The sequence below is a fragment of the Streptomyces sp. NPDC060205 genome, assembly GCF_042728395.1.
Lineage (GTDB): Bacteria > Actinomycetota > Actinomycetes > Streptomycetales > Streptomycetaceae > Streptomyces.
Genome location: NZ_JBHWZP010000004.1, coordinates 55055 through 74816, shown reverse-complemented (window position 1 = coordinate 74816; position 19762 = coordinate 55055). Strand labels below are relative to the sequence as shown.

19 protein-coding genes are annotated in these 19762 nt (G+C 71.3%); 9 read left to right on the top strand and 10 right to left on the bottom strand.

Annotation, left to right across the window (positions count from 1 at the left end):
* Nucleotides 1–50: 50 nt before the first annotated feature.
* The 3 genes from ACFWGJ_RS01410 to ACFWGJ_RS01400 all read right to left on the bottom strand — a co-directional run bounded on the left by ACFWGJ_RS01410 (nucleotide 51) and on the right by ACFWGJ_RS01400 (nucleotide 3097).
* Complete coding sequence (locus ACFWGJ_RS01410) at nucleotides 51–938, bottom strand: glycoside hydrolase family 19 protein (protein ID WP_387320176.1); 888 nt, start codon at nucleotides 936–938, stop codon at nucleotides 51–53.
* A gap of 228 nt (nucleotides 939–1166) precedes the next feature.
* Nucleotides 1167–2567 (bottom strand): aldehyde dehydrogenase family protein, encoded by a 1401-nt coding sequence (locus ACFWGJ_RS01405; protein ID WP_387320175.1) that lies wholly within the window; start codon nucleotides 2565–2567, stop codon nucleotides 1167–1169.
* Between the two features lie 80 nt (nucleotides 2568–2647).
* The gene (locus ACFWGJ_RS01400; protein WP_387320174.1) at nucleotides 2648–3097 is read right to left on the bottom strand and encodes a MarR family winged helix-turn-helix transcriptional regulator; all 450 of its coding nucleotides are present in this window, start codon (nucleotides 3095–3097) and stop codon (nucleotides 2648–2650) included.
* A gap of 164 nt (nucleotides 3098–3261) precedes the next feature.
* Here ACFWGJ_RS01400 and ACFWGJ_RS01395 point away from each other — a divergent pair, with 164 nt between their 5' ends.
* The 6 genes from ACFWGJ_RS01395 (at nucleotide 3262) to urtE (ending at nucleotide 9660) form a co-directional block, all read left to right on the top strand.
* Complete coding sequence (locus ACFWGJ_RS01395; RefSeq protein WP_387320173.1) at nucleotides 3262–4404, top strand: substrate-binding domain-containing protein; 1143 nt, start codon at nucleotides 3262–3264, stop codon at nucleotides 4402–4404.
* A gap of 311 nt (nucleotides 4405–4715) precedes the next feature.
* The gene (gene urtA, locus ACFWGJ_RS01390) at nucleotides 4716–5942 is read left to right on the top strand and encodes an urea ABC transporter substrate-binding protein (protein WP_387320183.1); all 1227 of its coding nucleotides are present in this window, start codon (nucleotides 4716–4718) and stop codon (nucleotides 5940–5942) included.
* A gap of 61 nt (nucleotides 5943–6003) precedes the next feature.
* The gene (urtB, locus tag ACFWGJ_RS01385) at nucleotides 6004–6900 is read left to right on the top strand and encodes an urea ABC transporter permease subunit UrtB (protein ID WP_387320172.1); all 897 of its coding nucleotides are present in this window, start codon (nucleotides 6004–6006) and stop codon (nucleotides 6898–6900) included.
* The gene (gene urtC / locus ACFWGJ_RS01380; protein WP_387320171.1) at nucleotides 6897–8108 is read left to right on the top strand and encodes an urea ABC transporter permease subunit UrtC; all 1212 of its coding nucleotides are present in this window, start codon (nucleotides 6897–6899) and stop codon (nucleotides 8106–8108) included. Before urtB ends, urtC begins: the two co-directional genes overlap by 4 nt.
* Complete coding sequence (gene urtD / locus ACFWGJ_RS01375) at nucleotides 8105–8959, top strand: urea ABC transporter ATP-binding protein UrtD (RefSeq protein WP_387320170.1); 855 nt, start codon at nucleotides 8105–8107, stop codon at nucleotides 8957–8959. Before urtC ends, urtD begins: the two co-directional genes overlap by 4 nt.
* A 5-nt stretch (nucleotides 8960–8964) precedes the next feature.
* Nucleotides 8965–9660 carry an urea ABC transporter ATP-binding subunit UrtE gene (urtE, locus tag ACFWGJ_RS01370; RefSeq protein WP_387320169.1) on the top strand — a complete coding sequence of 232 codons (696 nt, stop codon included), beginning with the start codon at nucleotides 8965–8967 and terminating at the stop codon, nucleotides 9658–9660.
* A gap of 10 nt (nucleotides 9661–9670) precedes the next feature.
* Here urtE and ACFWGJ_RS01365 read toward each other — a convergent pair whose 3' ends face one another.
* From ACFWGJ_RS01365 to ACFWGJ_RS01340, 6 genes are all read right to left on the bottom strand, one after another.
* Nucleotides 9671–10366, bottom strand: coding sequence for a DNA polymerase beta superfamily protein (locus ACFWGJ_RS01365; protein ID WP_387320168.1), 696 nt, complete (start codon nucleotides 10364–10366; stop codon nucleotides 9671–9673).
* A 139-nt stretch (nucleotides 10367–10505) separates the two neighbouring features.
* Nucleotides 10506–11651, bottom strand: a complete 1146-nt coding sequence (locus ACFWGJ_RS01360) for an LLM class flavin-dependent oxidoreductase (protein ID WP_387320167.1) — start codon at nucleotides 11649–11651, stop codon at nucleotides 10506–10508.
* Nucleotides 11652–11825: 174 nt separating this feature from the next.
* On the bottom strand, nucleotides 11826–13049 hold the full coding sequence (locus ACFWGJ_RS01355) for an SfnB family sulfur acquisition oxidoreductase (RefSeq protein WP_387320166.1): 1224 nt from the start codon (nucleotides 13047–13049) through the stop codon (nucleotides 11826–11828).
* 2 nt (nucleotides 13050–13051) lie between these two features.
* Nucleotides 13052–13606, bottom strand: a complete 555-nt coding sequence (gene ssuE / locus ACFWGJ_RS01350; RefSeq protein WP_387320165.1) for an NADPH-dependent FMN reductase — start codon at nucleotides 13604–13606, stop codon at nucleotides 13052–13054.
* Nucleotides 13607–13690: 84 nt separating this feature from the next.
* Nucleotides 13691–14827 carry a dimethylsulfone monooxygenase SfnG gene (sfnG, locus tag ACFWGJ_RS01345; RefSeq protein WP_387320164.1) on the bottom strand — a complete coding sequence of 379 codons (1137 nt, stop codon included), beginning with the start codon at nucleotides 14825–14827 and terminating at the stop codon, nucleotides 13691–13693.
* Nucleotides 14828–15054: 227 nt separating this feature from the next.
* Nucleotides 15055–15132 carry a putative leader peptide gene (locus ACFWGJ_RS01340; protein WP_356543944.1) on the bottom strand — a complete coding sequence of 26 codons (78 nt, stop codon included), beginning with the start codon at nucleotides 15130–15132 and terminating at the stop codon, nucleotides 15055–15057.
* 142 nt (nucleotides 15133–15274) lie between these two features.
* Here ACFWGJ_RS01340 and ACFWGJ_RS01335 point away from each other — a divergent pair, with 142 nt between their 5' ends.
* Nucleotides 15275–16195 carry a LysR family transcriptional regulator gene (locus ACFWGJ_RS01335; protein ID WP_387320163.1) on the top strand — a complete coding sequence of 307 codons (921 nt, stop codon included), beginning with the start codon at nucleotides 15275–15277 and terminating at the stop codon, nucleotides 16193–16195.
* 40 nt (nucleotides 16196–16235) lie between these two features.
* On the opposite strand, the gene ACFWGJ_RS01330 is transcribed toward ACFWGJ_RS01335, so the two are convergent.
* On the bottom strand, nucleotides 16236–16403 hold the full coding sequence (locus ACFWGJ_RS01330; RefSeq protein ID WP_199854848.1) for a hypothetical protein: 168 nt from the start codon (nucleotides 16401–16403) through the stop codon (nucleotides 16236–16238).
* Between the two features lie 188 nt (nucleotides 16404–16591).
* Between ACFWGJ_RS01330 and ACFWGJ_RS01325 the strand changes: the two genes are divergently transcribed.
* Nucleotides 16592–18124 (top strand): SDR family oxidoreductase, encoded by a 1533-nt coding sequence (locus tag ACFWGJ_RS01325; protein WP_387320162.1) that lies wholly within the window; start codon nucleotides 16592–16594, stop codon nucleotides 18122–18124.
* A gap of 214 nt (nucleotides 18125–18338) precedes the next feature.
* Nucleotides 18339–19712 (top strand): cryptochrome/photolyase family protein, encoded by a 1374-nt coding sequence (locus ACFWGJ_RS01320; RefSeq protein ID WP_387320161.1) that lies wholly within the window; start codon nucleotides 18339–18341, stop codon nucleotides 19710–19712.
* The last annotated feature ends 50 nt before the right edge of the window (nucleotides 19713–19762 follow it).

Here is a 19762-nt window from a genome sequence, read left to right as displayed (position 1 = left end):
GTGGGGCGACCGGTGGTGAACCGGCCGCCCCACAGCGCTGAAGCGAGGGGTCAGCAGTACAGGTTGTTGCCCGCGGTCGTGCCGAGGATCCCCACGAACCGCTGGTAGCTGTCCACCCGGCTCTGCACCTGGGCCGGGTTCTTGCCGTCGCACTCCAGCGAACCGTTGATGGAGCGGATGGTCTGGCCGAAGCCCGCGCCGTTGACCATCGCGTTGTGGCCGGTCATGGAGCCGGGGCCGGACTGCGTGTTCCAGTACCACAGGCCGGTCTTCCAGGCGACCGCCGAGTCGTTCTGCACGAGCCAGGGGTTGTTGAGCAGGTCGATACCGAGCGCGTCGCCCGCGGCCTTGTAGTTGAAGTTCCAGCTCAGCTGGATGGGACCGCGGCCGTAGTACGCGGCCTGGCCGGCCGGGCAGCCGTAGGGCTGGCCCCAGTCGCAGTAGTGCGGGTAGTTCGCGGTGTTCTGCTCGACGATGTGGACCAGGCCGCCGGTCTCGTGGTTGACGTTGGCGAGGAAGGCCGCGGCCTCCTGCTTCTTCACCGTGTCGCTGCCGGTGTTGGCGAAGGCCGGGTAGGCGCTCATCGCGGCCTTGAGTCCGCTGTAGCTGTAGAAGGAGTTCCGGTTCGGGAACATCTGGTTGAACTGGGCCTCGCTGACGACGAACCCGGAAGGGTTGGTGGGTCCGTTGTCGCAGGCGTACGGCTCCCAGTACCAGGTGCTGATGGTGGGGTCGTAGCCCGGGTTGTCGTGCTCGGCTATGTAGGCCTTGCCGTCGGTGTAGCGGACGATGTTGCCGGTCACGTAGGACCTGCCGGCCACCCAGCTCGGGTAGCTCGAACAGGCCGCGGCGGACGCGCCCGGGGCCGGCAACAGCACCGGTGCGGCGGTTCCGAGGACGATCGCGGCCACGAACGCGGAGATACGGCGCCTGGACACAGGGGCAACTCCTTCACGGAGCACGGCCGCGGAACCGTACGGGGGCAGCGCGGGGCGGACCTTGTACGCGGGTGCCGGCGGGGCCGGCCGCGGCGTACGGGACGGCCGTGGTGGGGGGTGGTGAGGCACACTCCACCACCTTGGTCTGGACCAGTCAAGGGTGTAGACCAGTCAAGTCGCCCCGCTGCCGCGTCGCTTCGGATCGCAGGCCCGTGCCCGCCGGCGGCCTCAGCCCAGCGGCTTCTCCAGGACCGCCTTGCGGTGGCTGAACGTCTCGATCGAGTAGCGGCCGTGGTAGTTGCCCATGCCGCTCTCCCCCACTCCCCCGAAGGGCAGGTCGGAGACGGTGAGATGGGCGAGCGGCAGACCGAGGCCGAGGCCGCCGGACGAGGTCTCGGCGGCGAGCCGCTCCCGGGTGGTGTCCGACTCGGTGAAGGCGTAGAGGGCGAGGGGCTTGTCGCGGTCGTTGATGAAGTCGATGGCCTCGTCGAGTCCGGGGACGGTGACGATCGGCAGGACCGGGCCGAAGATCTCCTCGCGCATGACGGGCGCGTCGGGGTCGACGTCGGCCAGGACGGTCGGCGCGATGTACTTCGTGGCGCGGTCGGTGCCGCCGCCGACGACGATCCGGCCGGAGTCGAGCAGCCCGCTGAGCCGGTCGAAGTGCCGCTCGTTGATGATCCGGCCGTACTCGCCGGAGGTGGAGGGGTCGGACCCGTACAGCTTCTCGACGGCCTCGGTCAGCACGGGCTCCAGGGCGCGGGCGGTCCCGGGGTCGGTCAGGACGTAGTCGGGCGCGACGCAGGTCTGTCCGGCGTTGAGGAACTTGCCGCGCGCCAGCCGCTCGGCGACGACGGTGAGGTCCGCGCCGCGGTCGACGAAGGCCGGGGACTTGCCGCCGAGTTCGAGGGTGACCGGGGTCAGGTGCTGGGCGGCGGCGGTCATCACGATGCGGCCGACCGTGCCGTTGCCGGTGTAGAAGATGTGGTCGAAGCGCTCGGCGAGCAGGGCCGTGGTCTCGGGGATGCCGCCCTCGACGACGGCGACGGCCTCGGTGTCGAGGTAGCGGGGCAGCAGCCGGGCCAGTTCGGCGGAGGTGGCCGGAGCCAGCTCGCTGGGCTTGACGACCACCGCGTTGCCGGCGGCGAGCGCGCCGAGCATGGGGGCGAGCAGGAGCTGAGCGGGGTAGTTCCAGGGGGCGATGACCAGGACGACACCGAGCGCGTCGTAGCGCGTCCAGCCGGTCGCGTCCGCGCCGAGGTGCGCGGGGACCGGGGCGGCCTCGGGGCGCAGCCACTCTTCGAGGTGTTCGAGGGTGTGGTCGATCTCGCGGACGACGAAGTCGATCTCCGTGCGGAATGCCTCGGTGGAGCTCTTGCCCAGGTCGGCGTGGAGAGCGGCGGCGAGCGCGGCACCGTCCGTGGTGAGCATCTCGCGCAGGCGGCTCAGCTGGCCGGTGCGCCATTCGAGGGGCTTGGTGCGGCCGGAGCGGAAGGTGGCGCGCAGCCGGGCCACGACGTCGGCGGGCTGCTCGGGGGTGGGCTGATTCACGGTGCCTCGCTGGTCGGGGCGGGCCGGTGACCCGCACTCGGTACATCGAGCGGCGAGCTCGATGTATATACCAACCATTTATACGGCATCGTCATTCCGCCCCGGCGATGGAAACCGCCCGTGATCGAGAGGTCACACCAAGGGGACATCGGGTCCGCTCAGACGGACGATTCCGCCGCGGCCCCGTCGAGGGTGTCCACCAGCCTGAGCAGCAGCCCGCGCAGCAGTTCCTCGTCGCCGTCGCCGCCGCTCAGGGCGGGCCACCGGGTGCGCACCTCGCGGTCGACGCGCCGCCAGTACGTCTCGCCGCGCGGGGTGAGGTGGGCCAGGATGCGCCGCCGGTCGAGAGGGTCGACCCGCCGGTGGACCAGGTTCTGGTCGACGAGGTGGTCGACCAGTTTGGTGAGGGTCGCGGGCGGCAGGAACGCCTCTTCGGCGACGGCCGTCATGGGGTGGCCCTCGCCGTCGGAGAGCAGGGAGAGCACCCGCCAGGCGTCGAGGGTGCAGCCGTGTTCCTCCAGGACGCCTTGGAGAAGGCGCGCCGCCAGCCGTTCGGCCCGCGTCAGGAGGTGCACGAGGTCCTCGGACCGGCGCGGCGGGGTCGGCATCCTGCTCCTCACTCCCGAGATCGGTGCTCCAGGGCCCCCGCGAGGGCCCCTCGCATCGTACAAGTCGTGCTTTCCCCGGGGATCTCCCCCGTGCGGCGGGTGCGGGGCCGACCGTACCCCGAGACGGACTGGAGTTCACCGGACGTTCCCGCAATCATGCCCCCATGGTCCGGCCCGACCCGCTTCCACCCGCCCCCTCCCCGCTCGGCCTCCCTCCGCCCGACTGGTTCACGGCCGACGACTCGGTCGTCGGCGTGGCGCTGGTCTTCCCGCTGCAAGGCGCCGCCGGAATCTTCGGACCCACCTGCGAGCTGTGCGCGCGGCTCGCCGCGGAGCAGGTCAACCGCTCCGGCGGAGTGCTCGGCAAGGAGCTGCGGCTGCTGCCGGTCGACGGCGGCGCCGAACCGCGGCGCGTCGCGGAGAACGTCGAGGCACTGGTGAATCTCGGCGTCGTGCAGGGCGTCACCGGCTGGCACATCTCCTCCGTGCGCCAGGCGCTCGCGCCGCGAATCGCTCATCGGGTGCCCTACGTGTATACGGCGCTGTACGAGGGCGGGGAGCACACGGCGGGCGTGTTCCTCACGAGTGAGACCCCGGACGACCAACTGAGGCCCGCCATGCGCCTGTTGGCCCGTGAGCACGGGGTGCGGCGCTGGTTCGTCGTGGGCAACGACTATGTGTGGCCGCGCCGTACGGCCAGGGCCTCGCACCGCTACGCGCGCGAGGCGGGCGGCTCCGTCTGCGCTGAGGCGTATCTGCCGCTGGGCACCCATGACTTCGACGCGGTGCTGCGGCGCATCGAGCGGTCGGAGGCGGACGGGGTGCTGATGCTGCTGGTGGGCAGCGACGCGGTGCGCTTCAACCGGGCGTTCGCCGCGTCGGGACTCGACGAGCGATCCTTGCGCCTGAGCACGCTGATGGACGAGAACATGCTGATGGCGAGCGGCCCGACGGCCACCGCCGGCCTCTACAGCACGGCCGGGTTCTTCGCCTCCCTCGCCAACCAGGACACACTGGACTTCCACGGCCAGTACGCCGGGCGGTACGGCGTCCAGGCACCGGCGCTCGGCAGTCTCGGTGAATCGTGTTACGAGGGCGTGCTGTTGCTCGCCGCGCTCATCGACCGGGCCGGGACCCTGGACGTCACCGCGATCGGCGCCGCCGCGGACACCGTCTCCTACGAGGGCCCGCGCGGACTGCTGAGGCTGCGCGGCAGTCATGTGCGACAGCGCATCTACCTGGCGCGGGCGGACGGGGTGGACTTCGACGTGGTGGCCCAGCTGAATCTTCACGCGTCACGGCCTTGACAGGTCCGCGCCTCCGCGAAGATACTTCCCACAGGAAGTAAATAGAATGCCTCGGGCGAACTGTGAATTCATTTCCTGAATTCCGTCCGGGGTATTTTTTGTTTCGCTACGAGAACCGGATGAGAGTCGGAAGATACCGCCGGGAAAGTAATGCGAAACACCTTGGAAACAGGCTGACTTGAGGCTGTGGACCGCACGCCAGGAGGAGGTTGTCCTCCCAGCCCGAGGGGGTCCATTTGTCCAGCGGTTCCAGTGGTTCCAGCGCTTCCCGCCCGTCCGGTTCCAGCGCTTCCCGTTCGTCCCGGCGCCGGGTGATCGCGGGCGCCGCGGCATTCGCCGCCGCCGTCGCGCTCACCGCGTGCGGCGCCAAGACCGACGCCGCGGGCGGTTCGTCCGACCGGGCCGCGAAGGCCGACACGAGCGGCGGCACCGTCAGGGTCGGGCTGCTCAACTCGCTCTCCGGCACCATGGCGATCAGCGAGGTGACCGTACGCGACTCCCTGAAGCTGGCGATCGAGGAGATCAACGCCTCGGGCGGAGTGCTCGGCAAGCAGATCAAACCGGTCAGCGAGGACGGCGCGTCCGACTGGCCCACGTTCGCCGAGAAGGCGGCCAAGCTCATCAAGGAGGACCGGGTCGCGGCCACCTTCGGCTGCTGGACCTCCGCGAGCCGCAAAGCGGTGAAACCCGTCTTCGAGAAGAACAAGTCCCTGCTGTTCTATCCCGTGCAGTACGAGGGCCTTGAGGAGTCCCCGTACATCTTCTACACGGGGGCGACGACGAATCAGCAGATCGTCCCGGCGCTCGACTATCTCAAGAGCCGGGGCGAGAAGAGCATTTATCTCGTCGGCAGCGACTATGTCTTCCCGCGGACCGCCAACAAGATCATCAAGGCGTACGCGAAGGCCAACGGCATGAAGGTGCTCGGCGAGGACTACGCGCCGCTCGGCTCCACGGAGTTCAGCACGATCGCCAACAAGGTCAAGGCGTCGAAGGCCGACGCGGTCTTCAACACCCTCAACGGCGACTCGAACGTGGCCTTCTTCAAGGAGTACAAGTCGGCGGGTCTCACCGCCAAGAGCATGCCGGTCGTCTCGGTGTCGATCGCCGAGGAAGAGGTCAAGTCGATCGGATCGCAGTACCTGGCAGGGCAGTTGACGGCCTGGAACTACTACCAGACGACCCCCGGCGCGGCGAACACGAAGTTCGTCAAGGCGTACAAGGCCGAGTACGGCCAGGACAAGCCGACCAGTGACCCGATGGAGGCCGCGTACACCTCGGTGTACCTGTGGAAGGCCATGGTGGAGAAGGCGAAGTCCTTCGACCCGGAGAAGGTCAAGGCCGCCTCGGACGGCATCACGTTCGACGCCCCCGAGGGCACGGTCACCGTGGACGGCGCGAGCCAGCACATCCACAAGACCGGCCGGATCGGGAAGATCGGCACCGACGGGCTGATCGAGCAGGTGTGGGACTCCGGCAAGCCGATCGAGCCCGACCCGTTCCTCAAGGGCTACGACTGGGCCTCCGGCCTCTCCTGACCGACCGCGCGTGGGGGCCTTCTGGCGAGGCCCCCACGTCCTGCCTCCTCGGAGCCGCCGTATGACCGTGATCCTCGGTCAGACCTTCACCGGCATCAGCATCGGTGCCGTCCTGCTGCTCATCGCGCTCGGACTCTCGCTCACCTTCGGCCAGATGAACGTCATCAACATGGCCCACGGCGAGTTCATCATGGCCGGCGCCTACACCACGTACGTCCTCCAGAAGTCCATCTCCGGCGTGGGCCTGTCGCTGCTCGTGGCGCTGCCCGTCGCCTTCCTGGTGGCGGGCGCGCTCGGCGCGCTGCTGGAGTGGGTCCTCATCCGGCGCCTGTATCTGCGCCCGCTCGACACCCTCCTCGTCACCTGGGGTGTGTCGCTGATGCTCCAGCAGCTCGCCCGCGACATCTTCGGCGCGCCCAACGTGCAGACCCGCGCGCCGGACTGGCTGACCGGGAACATCACCGTCCTCGGCCGCGACGACCCGCTGACGTTCGCCAACAGCCGGCTGTTCATCCTCGCTCTCGCGGTCGCGGCCGTCGTCGCGCTGTCGCTGACGCTGCGGCTGACCTCGCTCGGCCGCCGGATCCGCGGGGTCGTGCAGAACAGGGACCTGGCAGAGGTGTCCGGCATCTCCACCTCGCGGGTGGACCGGACCGCGTTCTTCCTGGGGTCCGGGCTCGCCGGGGTCGCGGGGGTCGCGCTGACGCTGGTCGGCCCGATCGGACCCACGATGGGCACCAACATCATCATCGACGCGTTCCTGGTGATCGTCGTCGGCGGCATCGGACAGCTCAAGGGCACGGTGATCGTCGCGTTCGCCCTGGGAGTCATGCAGTCCGTCCTGGAGTACTCCACCACCGTCAGCGTGGCGAAGGTGCTCGTCCTCGTGGCCATCGTCGCCTTCCTCCAGTGGCGGCCCCAGGGGCTGTACACGCTGCGTACGAGGAGTCTCGTATGACCCTGTTCAAAGGTGCCCCGGCGGGCAGGGGCCCGTCGGTCCTCGCGGGCCGTTCGGCGCGCGCGTGGGCCGGGTTCGCCGCCGCGGCCGTCGTGCTCTTCGCCCTCGCGCCGCTGGCGCTCTCCGACTTCCGGCTCGGGCTGCTCGCCAAGTACCTGTGCACCGCGATGGTCGCCGTCGGCATCTGTCTGGCCTGGGGCCGCGGCGGCCTGCTCACGCTCGGCCAGGGGGTGTTCTTCGGGCTCGGCGGCTATGCCATGGCGATGCATCTGAAGATCGCGGACGCCGGTCCCGGCAACCTCCCCGACTTCATGCAGCTGTACGGCACGGCCACCGAACTCCCCTGGTGGTGGCGGCCGTTCGGGAATCCGCTGTTCGCGCTCGCGGCCACCGTGCTGCTGCCCATGGCGGTCGCCGCGGTCCTCGGTTCGTTCATCTTCCGCCGCCGGGTCAAGGGCGCGTACTTCGCGATCCTGAGCCAGGCGCTCGCCGCGGCCTTCGCGATCTGGCTGATCGGCCAGCAGGCGACGACCGGCGGCACCAACGGACTCACCGACATCCAGGGCTTCTTCGGCTACGACCTCGACGACCCGGTCAACCAGCGGATGGTGTACTTCGTCATCGCCGCCGTCCTGCTGCTCCTGATCGCCCTGGTCCGCCAGCTCATCCGCAGCCGGTACGGCGAACTCCTCGTCGCCGTGCGGGACTCGGAGGAGCGGGTGCGCTTCCTCGGGTACGACCCGGCGAACGTGAAGCTCGTCGCGTACGTCGTGGCGGCCGGCACCGCCGGGCTCGCGGGGGCGCTGTTCGTGCCCGCGGTCGGCATCATCTCCCCCGCGATGATCGGGATCGTGCCGTCGATCGAGTTCGTCATCGGCGCCGCGGTCGGCGGCCGGGCGAGCCTCGCCGGGGCGGTGCTGGGCGCGATCGGGGTGGCGTGGGCGAAGACGGCCCTGTCGGAGGAGTTCCCGGCGGCCTGGACCTACTTCCAGGGGCTGCTGTTCATCGTGGCCCTGGCGTTCCTGCCGGGCGGCCTCGTCTCGCTGGCCCGGATCGTACGGCGGCGCAGGGCCTCGCGCACGAGCGGGAACGCCGGCGGCGGAGACGCCGACGGCGGCTCGGACACGGACTCGGGGACGGGGACGGAGACGGACGGGGGCGCCGGCAGGGAGAAGTCCTCCGCGCTTCCGCTGGGAGGAGCGGTATGAGTGAGCTCACGGGGCTCTCGGGACTTGAGATACGCGGACTGCGGGTCACCTTCGACGGGTTCACCGCCGTCGACGGGGTGGACCTCGACGTGACACCGGGCGACCTGCGCTTTCTGATCGGACCGAACGGCGCGGGCAAGACCACGCTCGTCGACGCCGTCACCGGACTGGTGAAGGCGCAGGGCTCGGTCCGCTTCGGGGGCGAGGAACTGCTCGGCCGCAGTGTGCACCGGATCGCCCGGTCGGGCATCGGCCGGACCTTCCAGACCGCCACCGTCTTCGAGGAGCTGACGGTTCTGCAGAATCTGGACATCGCCGCCGGTGCCGGGCGCGGCATGCTGACGATGCTGCGGCGCCGCAAGGGCGTGCCGGAGCCCGTCGCCCGCGCGCTGGAGACGGTCGGGCTCACGGACCTGGCCGACAGCCTCGCCGGCACGCTCGCCCACGGCCAGAAGCAGTGGCTGGAGATCGGCATGCTGCTCGTGCAGGACGTACGGCTGCTGCTGCTCGACGAGCCGGTCGCCGGGATGAGCCACGACGAACGGCAGGCCACGGGCGAGCTGTTGGAGCTGATCAGCGAGGAGCGGACCGTGGTCGTCATCGAGCACGACATGGACTTCATGCGGTCCTTCGCGCGCAGCGTCAGTGTGCTGCACGCGGGCAGGGTGCTCAGCGAGGGGACCGTGGCGGAGGTCCAGGCCGATCCCAAGGTGCAGGAGGTGTACCTGGGACACGCGGCGGCCGGGGACCACGCGGCGCTCGGGGACGCCGGTTTGCCGCTGCCGGACGAGCCCGAGCCGTCCGGCGGGGCCGCGCCCGGCAGGACCGGCGCCGCCGTACAGGAGGTGTGAGGCGCATGAAGCTGGAGATCGACGACATCCGGGTCGGCTACCACCGCAGTCTCGTCCTGCACGGGGTCTCCGTGGACGTGCCCGAGGACGGCGTCGCGGCGGTGCTCGGACACAACGGCGCGGGCAAGAGCACTTTGCTGCGGGCGGCCGTCGGACTGCTCACCCCGTCGAGCGGGGCGATCAGGCTCGACGGGGAGGACATCACCCGCCGCAGGCCGCACGAGCGCGTGGCGCGCGGAATGGCGTACGTGCCGCAAGGGCAGCAGGCCTTCCCCCACCTGACGACGGCGGAGAACCTCCAGCTCGTCGCCGACGGCCGCAGACGGGGGAAGGCGGCGGTCTCGGAGGCGCTGGACCTGTTCCCGGTGCTGCGCACCCTGTCGACGCGGCGGGCGGGGCTGCTCTCGGGCGGCCAGCGGCAGCAACTCGCCATCGCACGGGCCCTGGTGACGGACCCTCGGATCCTGCTGCTCGACGAGCCGACCGAGGGCATCCAGCCCTCGGTCGTGGCGGAGATCGAGGAGACGGTCCTCGCCCTGGCCGCGCGCGGCGGACTCTGCGTGCTCCTCGTCGAGCAGCACGTCGGCTTCGCGATGCGGGCCGCCCAGCGGTACTACGTCCTGGAGGCGGGCCGGGTCACGTCGTCGGGCGAGGGCGGTCAGGCGGCCGAGCGGTCGGTGCGCGAGGCGCTCAGCGTGTGAGCGGCGCCTGTCACGGTCCGGACCGCGTGTAGTACGCGGCCCGGACCCGGCGCAGCCACGCCTCGGCGGGGGCCTCGTCGGGCTGGTCCGGCAGTGCGCTGCGGGTCTCGTCGAAAGCCGCCTCGTACCGCTGGAGCAGGGGCAGCGCGACCATCGCGTCGGCCGCAACCTCCTCGCCGAAGCGGTGGTAGTCGTCCGGGTCCTCGACCCGGATGGTCAGGGCGCCGGTGGCGTACAGCTCGAAGCCCTGGTGGCACAGGCGTCGCAGATGCCGGGCGTGCTTGGCGGTGCGTCTGCGGGTGTCCGCGGAGGCGGAGGCGTCCCCGCGGTCGTAGAGCCGCTTGAACTGCTGGGTGGCGTACCCGAGATAGGCGTCGCGGACCCGTTTCGCGGAGAGCAGGGTCGTGCGGATGCCGATCAGTTCGTCGCCGAGCGGGGTGCGGACCTCGTACAACTCGTCGGGCAGCCAGACCAGTTCGGTCACGGTGGGGTTGCCGCCCAGGGCGAGCCTGCACCACTTGGCCGCCTCGTGGAGGGTGTTGTCGGGCTTGGTCGTGACGCGGGTCTCCTTCGGCCCGTGCAGGCCGTGGAAGTCCTCGGTCGGGGCGGCGAACATGCCGAGCCGGTCCACGTCGGAGCCCTCGCGGGCCAGCCCGTACGCGGTCGAGCCGACGATGCCGGACAGCAGGATGTTCTCGGTGGCCACGACCGTCCCCCTTCTCCCCCGCCGCCCCACTGCCTTGTGCGAGCCGGGCGGCTCGCACAAGGTCATCACCCCCAGGACGGTCGCGTACAGCGATTTTCCCGGGAGCGCGGCGTACGGGCGGGGGTTCGGGACCCGCGGCTCAGCTCGCGAAGGGGACCTGCGCCGAGGCAGCCGGCCGGGCGGCGAAGGGGTGCTGCCACAGGCCCTGCGCGGCGAGCCGGGGCAGGACGCCCTCGCCGAACCAGTACGCCTCCTCCAGGTGCGGGTAGCCGGAGAGCACGAACTCGTCGATGCCCAGGCGGTGGTACTCGGTGATGCGTTCGGCGACCTCGTCGTGGCTGCCGACCAGGGCGGTGCCCGCGCCGCCGCGCACGAGGCCGATGCCCGCCCAGAGGTTGGGGTGGATCTCCAGGCCGTCCCGGCTGCCGCCGCCGTGCAGGGCGAGCATGCGCTGCTGGCCCTCGGACTCGCTGCGGGCGAGGCCCGCCTGCACGGACTTCACGGTCTCCGGGTCGAATCCGGCGAGCAGCCGTTCCGCCTCCGCCCACGCCTGCTCGGAGGTGTCCCGGGTGATGACGTGCAGCCGGATGCCGAACCGGACGGTGCGGCCCTCCTTCTCGGCCAGCGCGCGCACCCATGCGATCTTCTGGGCGACCTGCGCGGGCGGCTCGCCCCAGGTGAGGTAGACGTCCACGTGCTTGGCGGCGACCTCACCGGCGATGGGTGAGGAGCCGCCGAAGTAGACCTCGGGGACCGGGTCGGGCACCCGGGCCAGCCTGGCGTCCTCGACCTTGAGGAACTCGCCGTCCAGATCGACGGTCCTGCCCTCCCACAGGCCCCGGACGATCTCCAGGAACTCTCCGGTACGGCGGTAGCGGGCGTCCTTGTCGAGGAAGTCGCCGTACGCGCGCTGCTCGTGGCTCTCGCCGCCGGTGACGACGTTGAGGAGGAGGCGTCCGCCGGACTGGCGCTGGAAGGTGGACGCCATCTGCGCGGCAAGCGTCGGCGAGACGAACCCGGGCCGGAAGGCGACCAGGAACTTCAGCCGCTCGGTGTTCTGGCTGACCATCGCGGTGGTCAGCCAGGCGTCCTCGCACCACGCGCCGGTGGGCGTGAGCGCGCCGACGAAGCCGAGGTCCTCGGCGGCGCGGGCGATCTGGCTCAGATACGCGACCGTCGGCGGCCGGTCCCGGCCGGACACCGTGGCGGGGGTGCCGTGGCCGCCCCCGACGACATGGCGGCTGTCGCCGTTGGTGGGCAGGAACCAGTGGAAGGTGAGGGACACGGGTGCGTTCTCCGATCGGGGCGCGGGGGCGGTGTGCGGGGCGGCTCTCGGCTTCGGCTCTCGGCTTCGGCTCTCGGCTTCGGCTTCGGCTTCGGCTTCGGCTTCGGCTTCGGCTTCGGCTTCGGCTTCGGCTTCGGCTTCGGTTGCAGCGTTGCCGTTCGCGGGGGTTGGGGCTCAGAGGAGTCCGTGGCGTGGCGGCAGGGTGCCGTTCAGGACGTACCGGCCGATGTGCTGGATCTTCCAGCGGGCCGGGTCGTGCAGGGTGTGGGTGCGTGCGTCGCGCCAGTGCCGGTGCAGGTTGAGGGAGTCGAGGGCGGACCGGGTGCCGGACACCTCGAAGAGCGCGCTCGATACCTCGACGGCGGTCGCCGCCGCGTGCGCCTTGGCGGCTGCGACCGCGACGGACGCCTCGGCTGCCGACTCCTCGGTGAGGCCTGCGCGGGCCGTGTCGACCGCGCGGGCCGCCGCGCCGAGCAGCGCCTCGGTGGCCCGCACCTGCACGGCCAGTTCCCCGAAGCGCTGAATGAGCAGCGGGTCCTCGGCCGCGGTCTCGAAGCCGCTCTCGAACCACGGGCGGCTCCTGGTGCGGACGAAGTCCACGGCCTCCGAGAGCGCGCCCGCGGCGATCCCGGCATCGATGGCGGCGTGCAGCAACTGGGCGACAGCGCCGTGCAGTTGGGGCCCCTGGAAGGTGAGGTGGTGCGGGAGGACCCGGTCGGCGGGCACGGGCACGGCGTCGAGGCGGACCGTGCCGCTGGCGGTGGTGCGCTGCCCCATGCCGTCCCAGTCGTCGACGACCGTCAGGCCCTCGGCGTGCCTGGGTACGTACGCGACGTGCAGGGCGTCGTCCTCGGCGCGGGCGAGGACGGGGATCCAGTCGGCGAAGAGGGCACCCGTGGAGTACTGCTTGACGCCGGTGAGGACGTACGAGCCGTCCGGCTGCCGAGCCAGGCGGGTGCGGATGTCCTGGACGTGTTTCGTCCCCGCCTCCGACTGGGCGTTGCCGAAGCGGCGCCCGGCCAGCACCTCGCCGAAGAAGAACGCGCGCTGCTCCGCGGTCCCCTGGCGGCGGATGACGTTGACGTAGACGAAGTGGCTCTGCGGGATCTGGGCGAGGCTGGCGTCGGCCGACGCGAGCAGGCGGAAGATCTCGGCGAGCGTCTCCTGGGTCACGTCGGCGCCCCCGTGCTCGGCCGGCACGGTGACGGCGAGCAGGCCGGAGCCGGAGAGCCGGTCCAGCTCCGCGCGCGGGAGCCTGCGTTCGGCGTCCCGGCCGGCTGCCCCGGCCCGGAACTCGTCGGCGAGCGCGGCGGCCACGGCCAGGGCTTCGGCGTCGTCGGCGACGACCTCGGCGGTGCCCCGTGCGGGAGCGGTCCGGGTGGTGGTGTCCGCTGACATGGTCAGCTCGCCGCGGCCAGGACCGGCCGGCGGCCCAGCGCCTCGGAGAACTGGTCGAGCACCTGGGTCAGCGCCTCGGTGGCCGCGGGTGCCACGGTGAGGCCGCCGTCCTCACCGACGACGATGTCCTTGTCGAGGGTGAACCAGCCCTGGACTATGTGTTGGGCACCCATGGAGCTGAGCACCGGGCGCAGCGCGTAGTCGATGGCGAGCACATGTGCCGTCGTCCCACCGGTGGCCAGGGGCAGCACGGTCTTGCCGGTGAGGGCGTACTGCGGGAGCAGGTCGAGGAGCGCCTTGAGCACTCCGGAGTAGGCGGCCTTGTAGACGGGCGTGCCGATGACGACGCCGTCGGCCCGTGCGACGAGGGCGGTGGCCTCGACGATCGCCGGATGCCGGAAGTCGGCGCCGAGCAGCGCCTCGGCGGGGATCGTCCGGACGTCGAGCGGGATCACCTCGTGGCCCTGTGCGGTCAGCCGGTTGTCGAGGTGGCGCAGCAGGCGGTTGGTGCGGGAGGAGGCGGAGGGGCTGCCGGAGACGGACAGGACGGTGGCCATGGGTCCTCTTTCGGGACGGGGGCGGGTGGGGCAGCTGCCCTTCGGAGGCCCGCGGGAGCGGACCGGCCGGGGCGGGGGCAGGCCTCAGACGTGGGCGGGCGCGGATGCGGTTCGGGCATCCGGGAGCTGCGCCTCCAGTTCGCGCACCAGGGGCAGGACGCGGCGGCCGAAGTACTCGACCTCCTCGTGGTAGTGCAGGAAGCCCAGCAGCAGGAGGTCGACGCCGAGGCGCTTGTAGGCGACGATCCGCTCGGCGATCTGCTCCGGGGTGCCGATGAGCCCCGTACGGAAGCCGTCGTTGTACTGGACCAGGTCCTCGAAGGAGGAGTCCTGCCACATGCCCTTGCCGTCGCCGGTGGACTGCCCTGCCTGCTTCACCGCGGCGCCGAAGCCCTCGACGGCCTCGCGGTCGGCGTGGGCGACGATCTCGCGGAGGGTCTCGCGGGCCTCGGCCTCGGTGTCGCGGGCGATGAGGAAGCCGTTGAGGCCGAACTTCGGTGGCCTGCGGCCGACCTGGGCCGCCGAGGCACGGACGTCCGCGAGCTGTTCGACGACTCCGTCGAAGTCCTTGCCGTTGGAGAAGTACCAGTCGGAGACCCGGCCCGCCATGGCGCGGGCGGCGCTGGAGTTGCCGCCCTGGAAGATCTCCGGATGCGGGCGCTCTGGGGTGTTGAGGGGCTTGGGCTTGAGGGAGAAGTCGCGCAGCCGGTAGAAGTCACCGGCCAGTTCGGTGTGGTCCTCGGTCCAGATCCGGCGCAGGGCCTCGATGAACTCCTCGGAGCGGCGGTAGCGTTCGTCGTGCTCCAGCCAGGGTTCGCCGAGGGCGGTGAACTCGCCCTTGAACCAGCCGGACACCACGTTCACGGCGAAGCGGCCGTTCGACAGGTGGTCGGCGGTGGCGCCCAACTTGGCGAGGACGCCCGGGTGCCACAGGCCCGGGTGGACCGCGGCGATGACCTTCAGGCGCTGGGTGGCGAGCAGCAGGGCGAGGCTGAAGCTGGTCGACTCGTGCTGGAACTCGGCGCCGTAGCTGGCCATGTAGCGGACCTGGCTGAGGGCGTAGTCGAAGCCGTTGTTCTCGGCGAGGACGGCGAGTTCGCGGTTGTAGTCGTAACCCCAGTCGGTGCGCTGTTCGATCGTGCTGGTGACCAGGCCGCCACTGACATTGGGCACCCAGTAGGCGAAGCGGACGGGGTCTGCGGAAAGGTTCTCGGCAGGCATGGGGAACTCCTGTTGCGGGAATTCGGGCAGGCCGAATTCAGGGGGCCCGATTCAGCGGCGGCGGTGACGCCAGGTGAATCGTCGAATTCGGTCGGCGGAACGCGTCGCACGGGGACGGCGGCGATCGGTCGCGGTCGAGACCGTGGAGGAACGGTCGCGGCCGAGACCGTGCAGGGAACGTGGTGGGGCGCGGCGGACCCGGGGATTCGGGCCGCGGATCCGGTGGATCAGGCCACGGAGCAACAGGCGGCACTGGAGACACGCGCGAGATCGACATGGCGTCGTCGCGTGAGGTCCAGTCGCATCATCATGTGCTCGATCGTGGCAGCCCGCGGTCCGGACCGTCAAGGAATACCCGATCGGTCTCGTATCCCGGACCGGCGAATTTCACGAAGGCGTGACAGGGCAACCCTTGAACAGGCCGGTACGGGCCCGCATTCTGACCGGGTGCGAATAGAGCAGCTGGAATACATCACGGCGGTCACCCGGCTCGGCTCCCTGCGTCGGGCCGCCGAGGAACTGCATCTTTCGCAGCCCGCGTTGAGCGAGACCGTCCGCAATCTCGAACGGGAACTCGGCGTCGACCTCCTGGAGCGCAAACGCTCCGGGGCGAAGATGAGCGCGGAGGGGCGGGAGCTGCTGCCCCACATCATCAATGTGCTGGAGGCCGTGGACCGGCTGCGGGGCGCGGCGGGCGAGCAGCACCGCATCAGCCGCATGGTGCGCGTGGGCACGGTGAACGCGGCGACGGTCCCCCTCCTGTTCCCGGCCGTGAGCGAGTTCCGGGCCTCGCATCCGGAGACACAGGTGGAGGTGGTCGGCGCCCAGCAGTCCGACATCCACCGGACCCTCCTGGAGGGCGGCTTCGACCTGGGTCTGGTGAACCACCTGGAGGGCGACGACGTGGCCGCCGACTTCGAGTACACGGAACTGCTGTGGGGACGGCCGGTGGTGTGCGTCCGGCCCGACAGTCCCCTGGCGTCGCTGTCCGTGGTGACCGTGCCGGACCTGCTCGCGCAGCCCCTCATCGCGATGCGCTCGGGCTATGTCATGAACCGGTTCGTGCGCCGGCTCCTGGGCGACCGTGAGCCGTCCTTCTCCTACTCCACCGACGGCGCGGAGATGGGCAAGCTGATGGTCGCGGAAGGGCTGGGTGCCACGGTGCTCCCCGACTTCAGCGTGATCGACGATCCGCTGACCCGGCAGGGGGCGATCACCTGCCGTCCCCTGGCCGGCGACCCGGCACGGGTGCTGCTGATGCTCCAGCGCCGCAGGGCGGACTCGGTGCCGCGGGCCGCGCACGATCTGCACGAGGTGTTCGTGCGCAGGGCGGCGGCACTCGGGGGAACGATGACCCGGGAGCGATGACCCGGGCCGCCCGACCGCCTTCGGGGACGGCGCCGGGCGCTCAGTCCCCGTCGTGCGCCGGGACCACCACGAGGAACGCGTCCGACTCCAGATCCATCACCACGGCCGCGGGCTCGCCCTCGGCACGGCGACGCGCCGCGTACTCCTCCGCGGGCCACGAACCACGCGGGGCTCCCGCGGGAAACTGCTCCAGCACCTTCGCACCCATGACGGCCGCCTTCCGTAAGAACCGACGCCTCTGTGCAAACCCGTCTGCCCCCGATCTCGCCGCACATGTAACCCAAATGGCCCACACGGCGCATCCGCGAAGGGCCGGCCCGGGGAAGAGATCACGAGGAGGACACCGAACAGAGCCGAACAGAGTCGGCCACAGCCGAAGAGAAGGGCCGGAACACCATGAGCGGTGACGACGCCGGAGCCGGGCTGCGCTGCCTGGTCACGGGCGCGACGGGGTACATCGGGGGCCGTCTGGTCCCGGAGCTCCTCGCCGAGGGGCACCGGGTGCGCTGTGTGGCCCGCTCCCCCGGCGCCCTCCGTGACCATCCGTGGGCCGGTGACGTCGAGGTGGTGCGCGGTGACGTCACGGACGCCGAGTCTGTCGCCGCCGCGATGCGGGACATCGATGTCGCGTACTACCTCGTGCACGCGCTGGGCACGGGCAAGGGTTTCGAGGACACCGACCGCAGGGCGGCGCGGATCTTCGGAGAGCAGGCCCGTGCGGCGGGCGTACGCCGGATCGTCTACCTGGGCGGGCTCACCCCCGCAGGGGTGCCGGAGAGCGAACTCTCGCCGCATCTGCGCTCCCGCGCCGAGGTCGGCCGCGTCCTGCTGGACTCCGGTGTCCCGACGGCCGTGCTGCGCGCGGCCGTCATCATCGGTTCGGGCTCGGCCTCCTTCGAGATGCTGCGGTACCTCACCGAGCGGCTGCCGGTGATGGTCACGCCCAACTGGGTCCACACCCGGATCCAGCCGATCGCGGTGCGGGACGTCCTGCGCACGCTCGTGGGCAGCGCGCGCATGCCGGACGACGTCAACCGCGCCTTCGACATCGGCGGCCCGGAGATCCTGACGTACCGGCAGATGATGGTGCGGTACGCGGCCGTGGCCGGACTCCCCCGGCGGCTCATCGTGCCCGTGCCCGTGCTGACGCCGAGGCTGTCCAGTCACTGGGTCGGCCTGGTCACGCCCGTGCCGCGGTCCATCGCGCGCCCGCTGACCGAGTCGCTGCGCCACGAGGTGGTGTGCCACGAGCACGACATCGCCCGGTACGTGCCCGATCCGCCGGGCCGTCCGATCCCCTTCGACGAGTCGGTGCGCCTGGCCCTGCAGCGCATCCAGGACGCCCGGGTCACCACCCGCTGGTCGTCCGCCTCGCTGCCAGGCGCCCCCAGCGACCCCCTGCCCACGGACCCCGACTGGGCGGGCGGCAGCCTCTACACGGACCGCCGCGAACGTGTCGTCGACGCCTCGCCCGAGGCCCTGTGGCGGGTGATCGAGGGGATCGGCGGCGACAACGGCTGGTACTCCTTCCCCCTCGCTTGGGCGGCGCGCGGGATCCTCGACCGGCTGGTGGGCGGTGTCGGTCTGCGCCGGGGCCGCCGCGACGCGGCACGGCTGCGGGTCGGCGACTCGCTCGACTTCTGGCGCGTCGAGGAGATCGAACCGGGCCGGCTGCTGCGGCTGCGCGCCGAGATGCGGCTGCCGGGACTGGCGTGGCTGGAGATGTGCGCGGACACGGACGACGACGGCCGCGTCCGCTACCGCCAGCGCGCGCTCTTCCATCCGCACGGGCTCCTCGGCCACGCCTACTGGTGGAGCGTGTCGCCGTTCCACGCCGTCGTGTTCGGCGGCATGGCCCGCAACATCGCGCGGACCGCCGAGAAGACGGGCCCCGCGGCGGCGGCGCCGTCGCGCACGCCCGCCGCCTGACGCACACCCGGCACCTGCCGTCTGTCCGCCGCCCGACGTACGTCTGCCGCCTGACTCGGGTCCGACGGCTGACGCGGGTGCACCGTCCGCGGCCTTCCTGCGACTGCCGCATCCGTCGGGCGTCCCGCTCCGGAAGTACTTGATGGCCTCAGGCAACCACGGCCCGGCTCGCCCTCCCTTCGCCCGTCCCGTCCCGGAGTTCCGGAGTCCCGTCATGAACGTCTCGGTCGTCCTGTTCACCTCCGACCTGCGACTGCACGACCATCCGCCGCTGCGCGCGGCGCTCGACGGCTCGCGCGCGGTGGTGCCCCTCTTCGTGCGGGACCGGGCCGTCGACCGGGCAGGTTTCGCCGCCCCCAACCGGCTGGCGTTCCTCGCCGACTGTCTGCGGGACCTGGACGCGGGGCTGCGCGAGCGCGGCGGCCGGCTCGTGTACCGCTCGGGCGATCTCGTCGACGAGGTGTGCAAGGTGGTCACCGAGACGGACGCCGACGAGGTGCACATGGCGGCCGGGGTCTCCGCCCACGCCCACCGGCGCGAGGAGAGGCTGCGCGCCGCGCTGGAGAGCGACGGACGCCGGCTGCACGTCCACGACGAGGTGGTCACCGCGCTGGCACCGGGCGCGGTCACCCCGGCCTCCTCGGACCACTTCGCCGTGTTCACCCCGTACTTCAGGCACTGGGAGCGCTACCACCAGCGTCAGGTGCTCGGCGCGCCGCGCGCGGTGCGCGTACCGCAGGAGGTCGGTTCGGATCAGCTGCCGGCTCGCGGAGAGCTGTCCGGCCTGTCGCCGGGGCTCGCCACGGGCGGCGAGCGGGAGGGCAGGAAGCGGCTCACGGCCTGGCTCAGAAGCGGGATTCACTCGTACGTGGACGGCCACGACGATCTCGCCGGGGACGCCACCTCGCGGCTCTCCCCCCACCTCCACTTCGGCACGCTGTCCGCCGTGGAGGTCGCCCACCGGGCCCGTAGAGCAGGCGGTCCGGGCGCCGACGCGTTCGTACGGCAGCTCGCGTGGCGGGACTTCCACCACCAGGTGCTCGCCGCGCGACCCGCCTCCTCCACCAAGGACCTCCGCACCCGCAACGACCTGTGGCGGTCACCCGACTCGGCCGCGCAGGAGATCGAGGACTGGAAGGACGGGCGGACCGGCTACCCCGTCGTCGACGCGGCCATGCGGCAACTGCGGCACGAGGGCTGGATGCACAACCGCGGACGCCTGCTGACCGCGAGCTTCCTCGCCAAGACGCTGTACGTCGACTGGCGGGTGGGCGCCGACCACTTCCTCGGCCTTCTCGTCGACGGCGACATCGCCAACAACCAGCTCAACTGGCAGTGGGTGGCGGGAACGGGCACCGACAGCCGCCCCAACCGGGTCCTCAACCCGGTCGTCCAGGGCAAGCGCTACGACCCCGAGGGCGCGTACGTACGACGCTGGGTGCCCGAACTCGAAGGGCTCACCGGAGCGGCCGTGCACGAGCCGTGGAAGCTCAAGGGGCCCGAACGGGCCGCCTACGACTACCCGGAGCCGATCGTCGACCTCCCCGACGCGCTGGCGCGCTTCAAGCACGCGCGCGGGCGCGACTGAGCGGTCGTGACAGGGACGGCCGCCGGCCCACCGGCGTGTCGGCGCAGCGG

Excerpts from the sequence above, each read along its gene's own strand:
- urtC (WP_387320171.1), top strand. The coding sequence starts at position 6,897 with ATGACCCTGTTCAAAGGTGCCCCGGCGGGCAGGGGCCCGTCGGTCCTC.
- ACFWGJ_RS01395 (WP_387320173.1), top strand. The coding sequence starts at position 3,262 with ATGGTCCGGCCCGACCCGCTTCCACCCGCCCCCTCCCCGCTCGGCCTC.
- urtE (WP_387320169.1), top strand. The coding sequence starts at position 8,965 with ATGAAGCTGGAGATCGACGACATCCGGGTCGGCTACCACCGCAGTCTC.
- ACFWGJ_RS01405 (WP_387320175.1), bottom strand. The coding sequence starts at position 2,567 with ATGGTTGGTATATACATCGAGCTCGCCGCTCGATGTACCGAGTGCGGG.
- ACFWGJ_RS01330 (WP_199854848.1), bottom strand. The coding sequence starts at position 16,403 with ATGGGTGCGAAGGTGCTGGAGCAGTTTCCCGCGGGAGCCCCGCGTGGT.
- ACFWGJ_RS01355 (WP_387320166.1), bottom strand. The coding sequence starts at position 13,049 with ATGTCAGCGGACACCACCACCCGGACCGCTCCCGCACGGGGCACCGCC.
- ACFWGJ_RS01325 (WP_387320162.1), top strand. The coding sequence starts at position 16,592 with ATGAGCGGTGACGACGCCGGAGCCGGGCTGCGCTGCCTGGTCACGGGC.
- ssuE (WP_387320165.1), bottom strand. The coding sequence starts at position 13,606 with ATGGCCACCGTCCTGTCCGTCTCCGGCAGCCCCTCCGCCTCCTCCCGC.
- ACFWGJ_RS01320 (WP_387320161.1), top strand. The coding sequence starts at position 18,339 with ATGAACGTCTCGGTCGTCCTGTTCACCTCCGACCTGCGACTGCACGAC.
- urtB (WP_387320172.1), top strand. The coding sequence starts at position 6,004 with ATGACCGTGATCCTCGGTCAGACCTTCACCGGCATCAGCATCGGTGCC.
- urtD (WP_387320170.1), top strand. The coding sequence starts at position 8,105 with ATGAGTGAGCTCACGGGGCTCTCGGGACTTGAGATACGCGGACTGCGG.
- ACFWGJ_RS01400 (WP_387320174.1), bottom strand. The coding sequence starts at position 3,097 with ATGCCGACCCCGCCGCGCCGGTCCGAGGACCTCGTGCACCTCCTGACG.
- sfnG (WP_387320164.1), bottom strand. The coding sequence starts at position 14,827 with ATGCCTGCCGAGAACCTTTCCGCAGACCCCGTCCGCTTCGCCTACTGG.
- ACFWGJ_RS01340 (WP_356543944.1), bottom strand. The coding sequence starts at position 15,132 with ATGCGACTGGACCTCACGCGACGACGCCATGTCGATCTCGCGCGTGTC.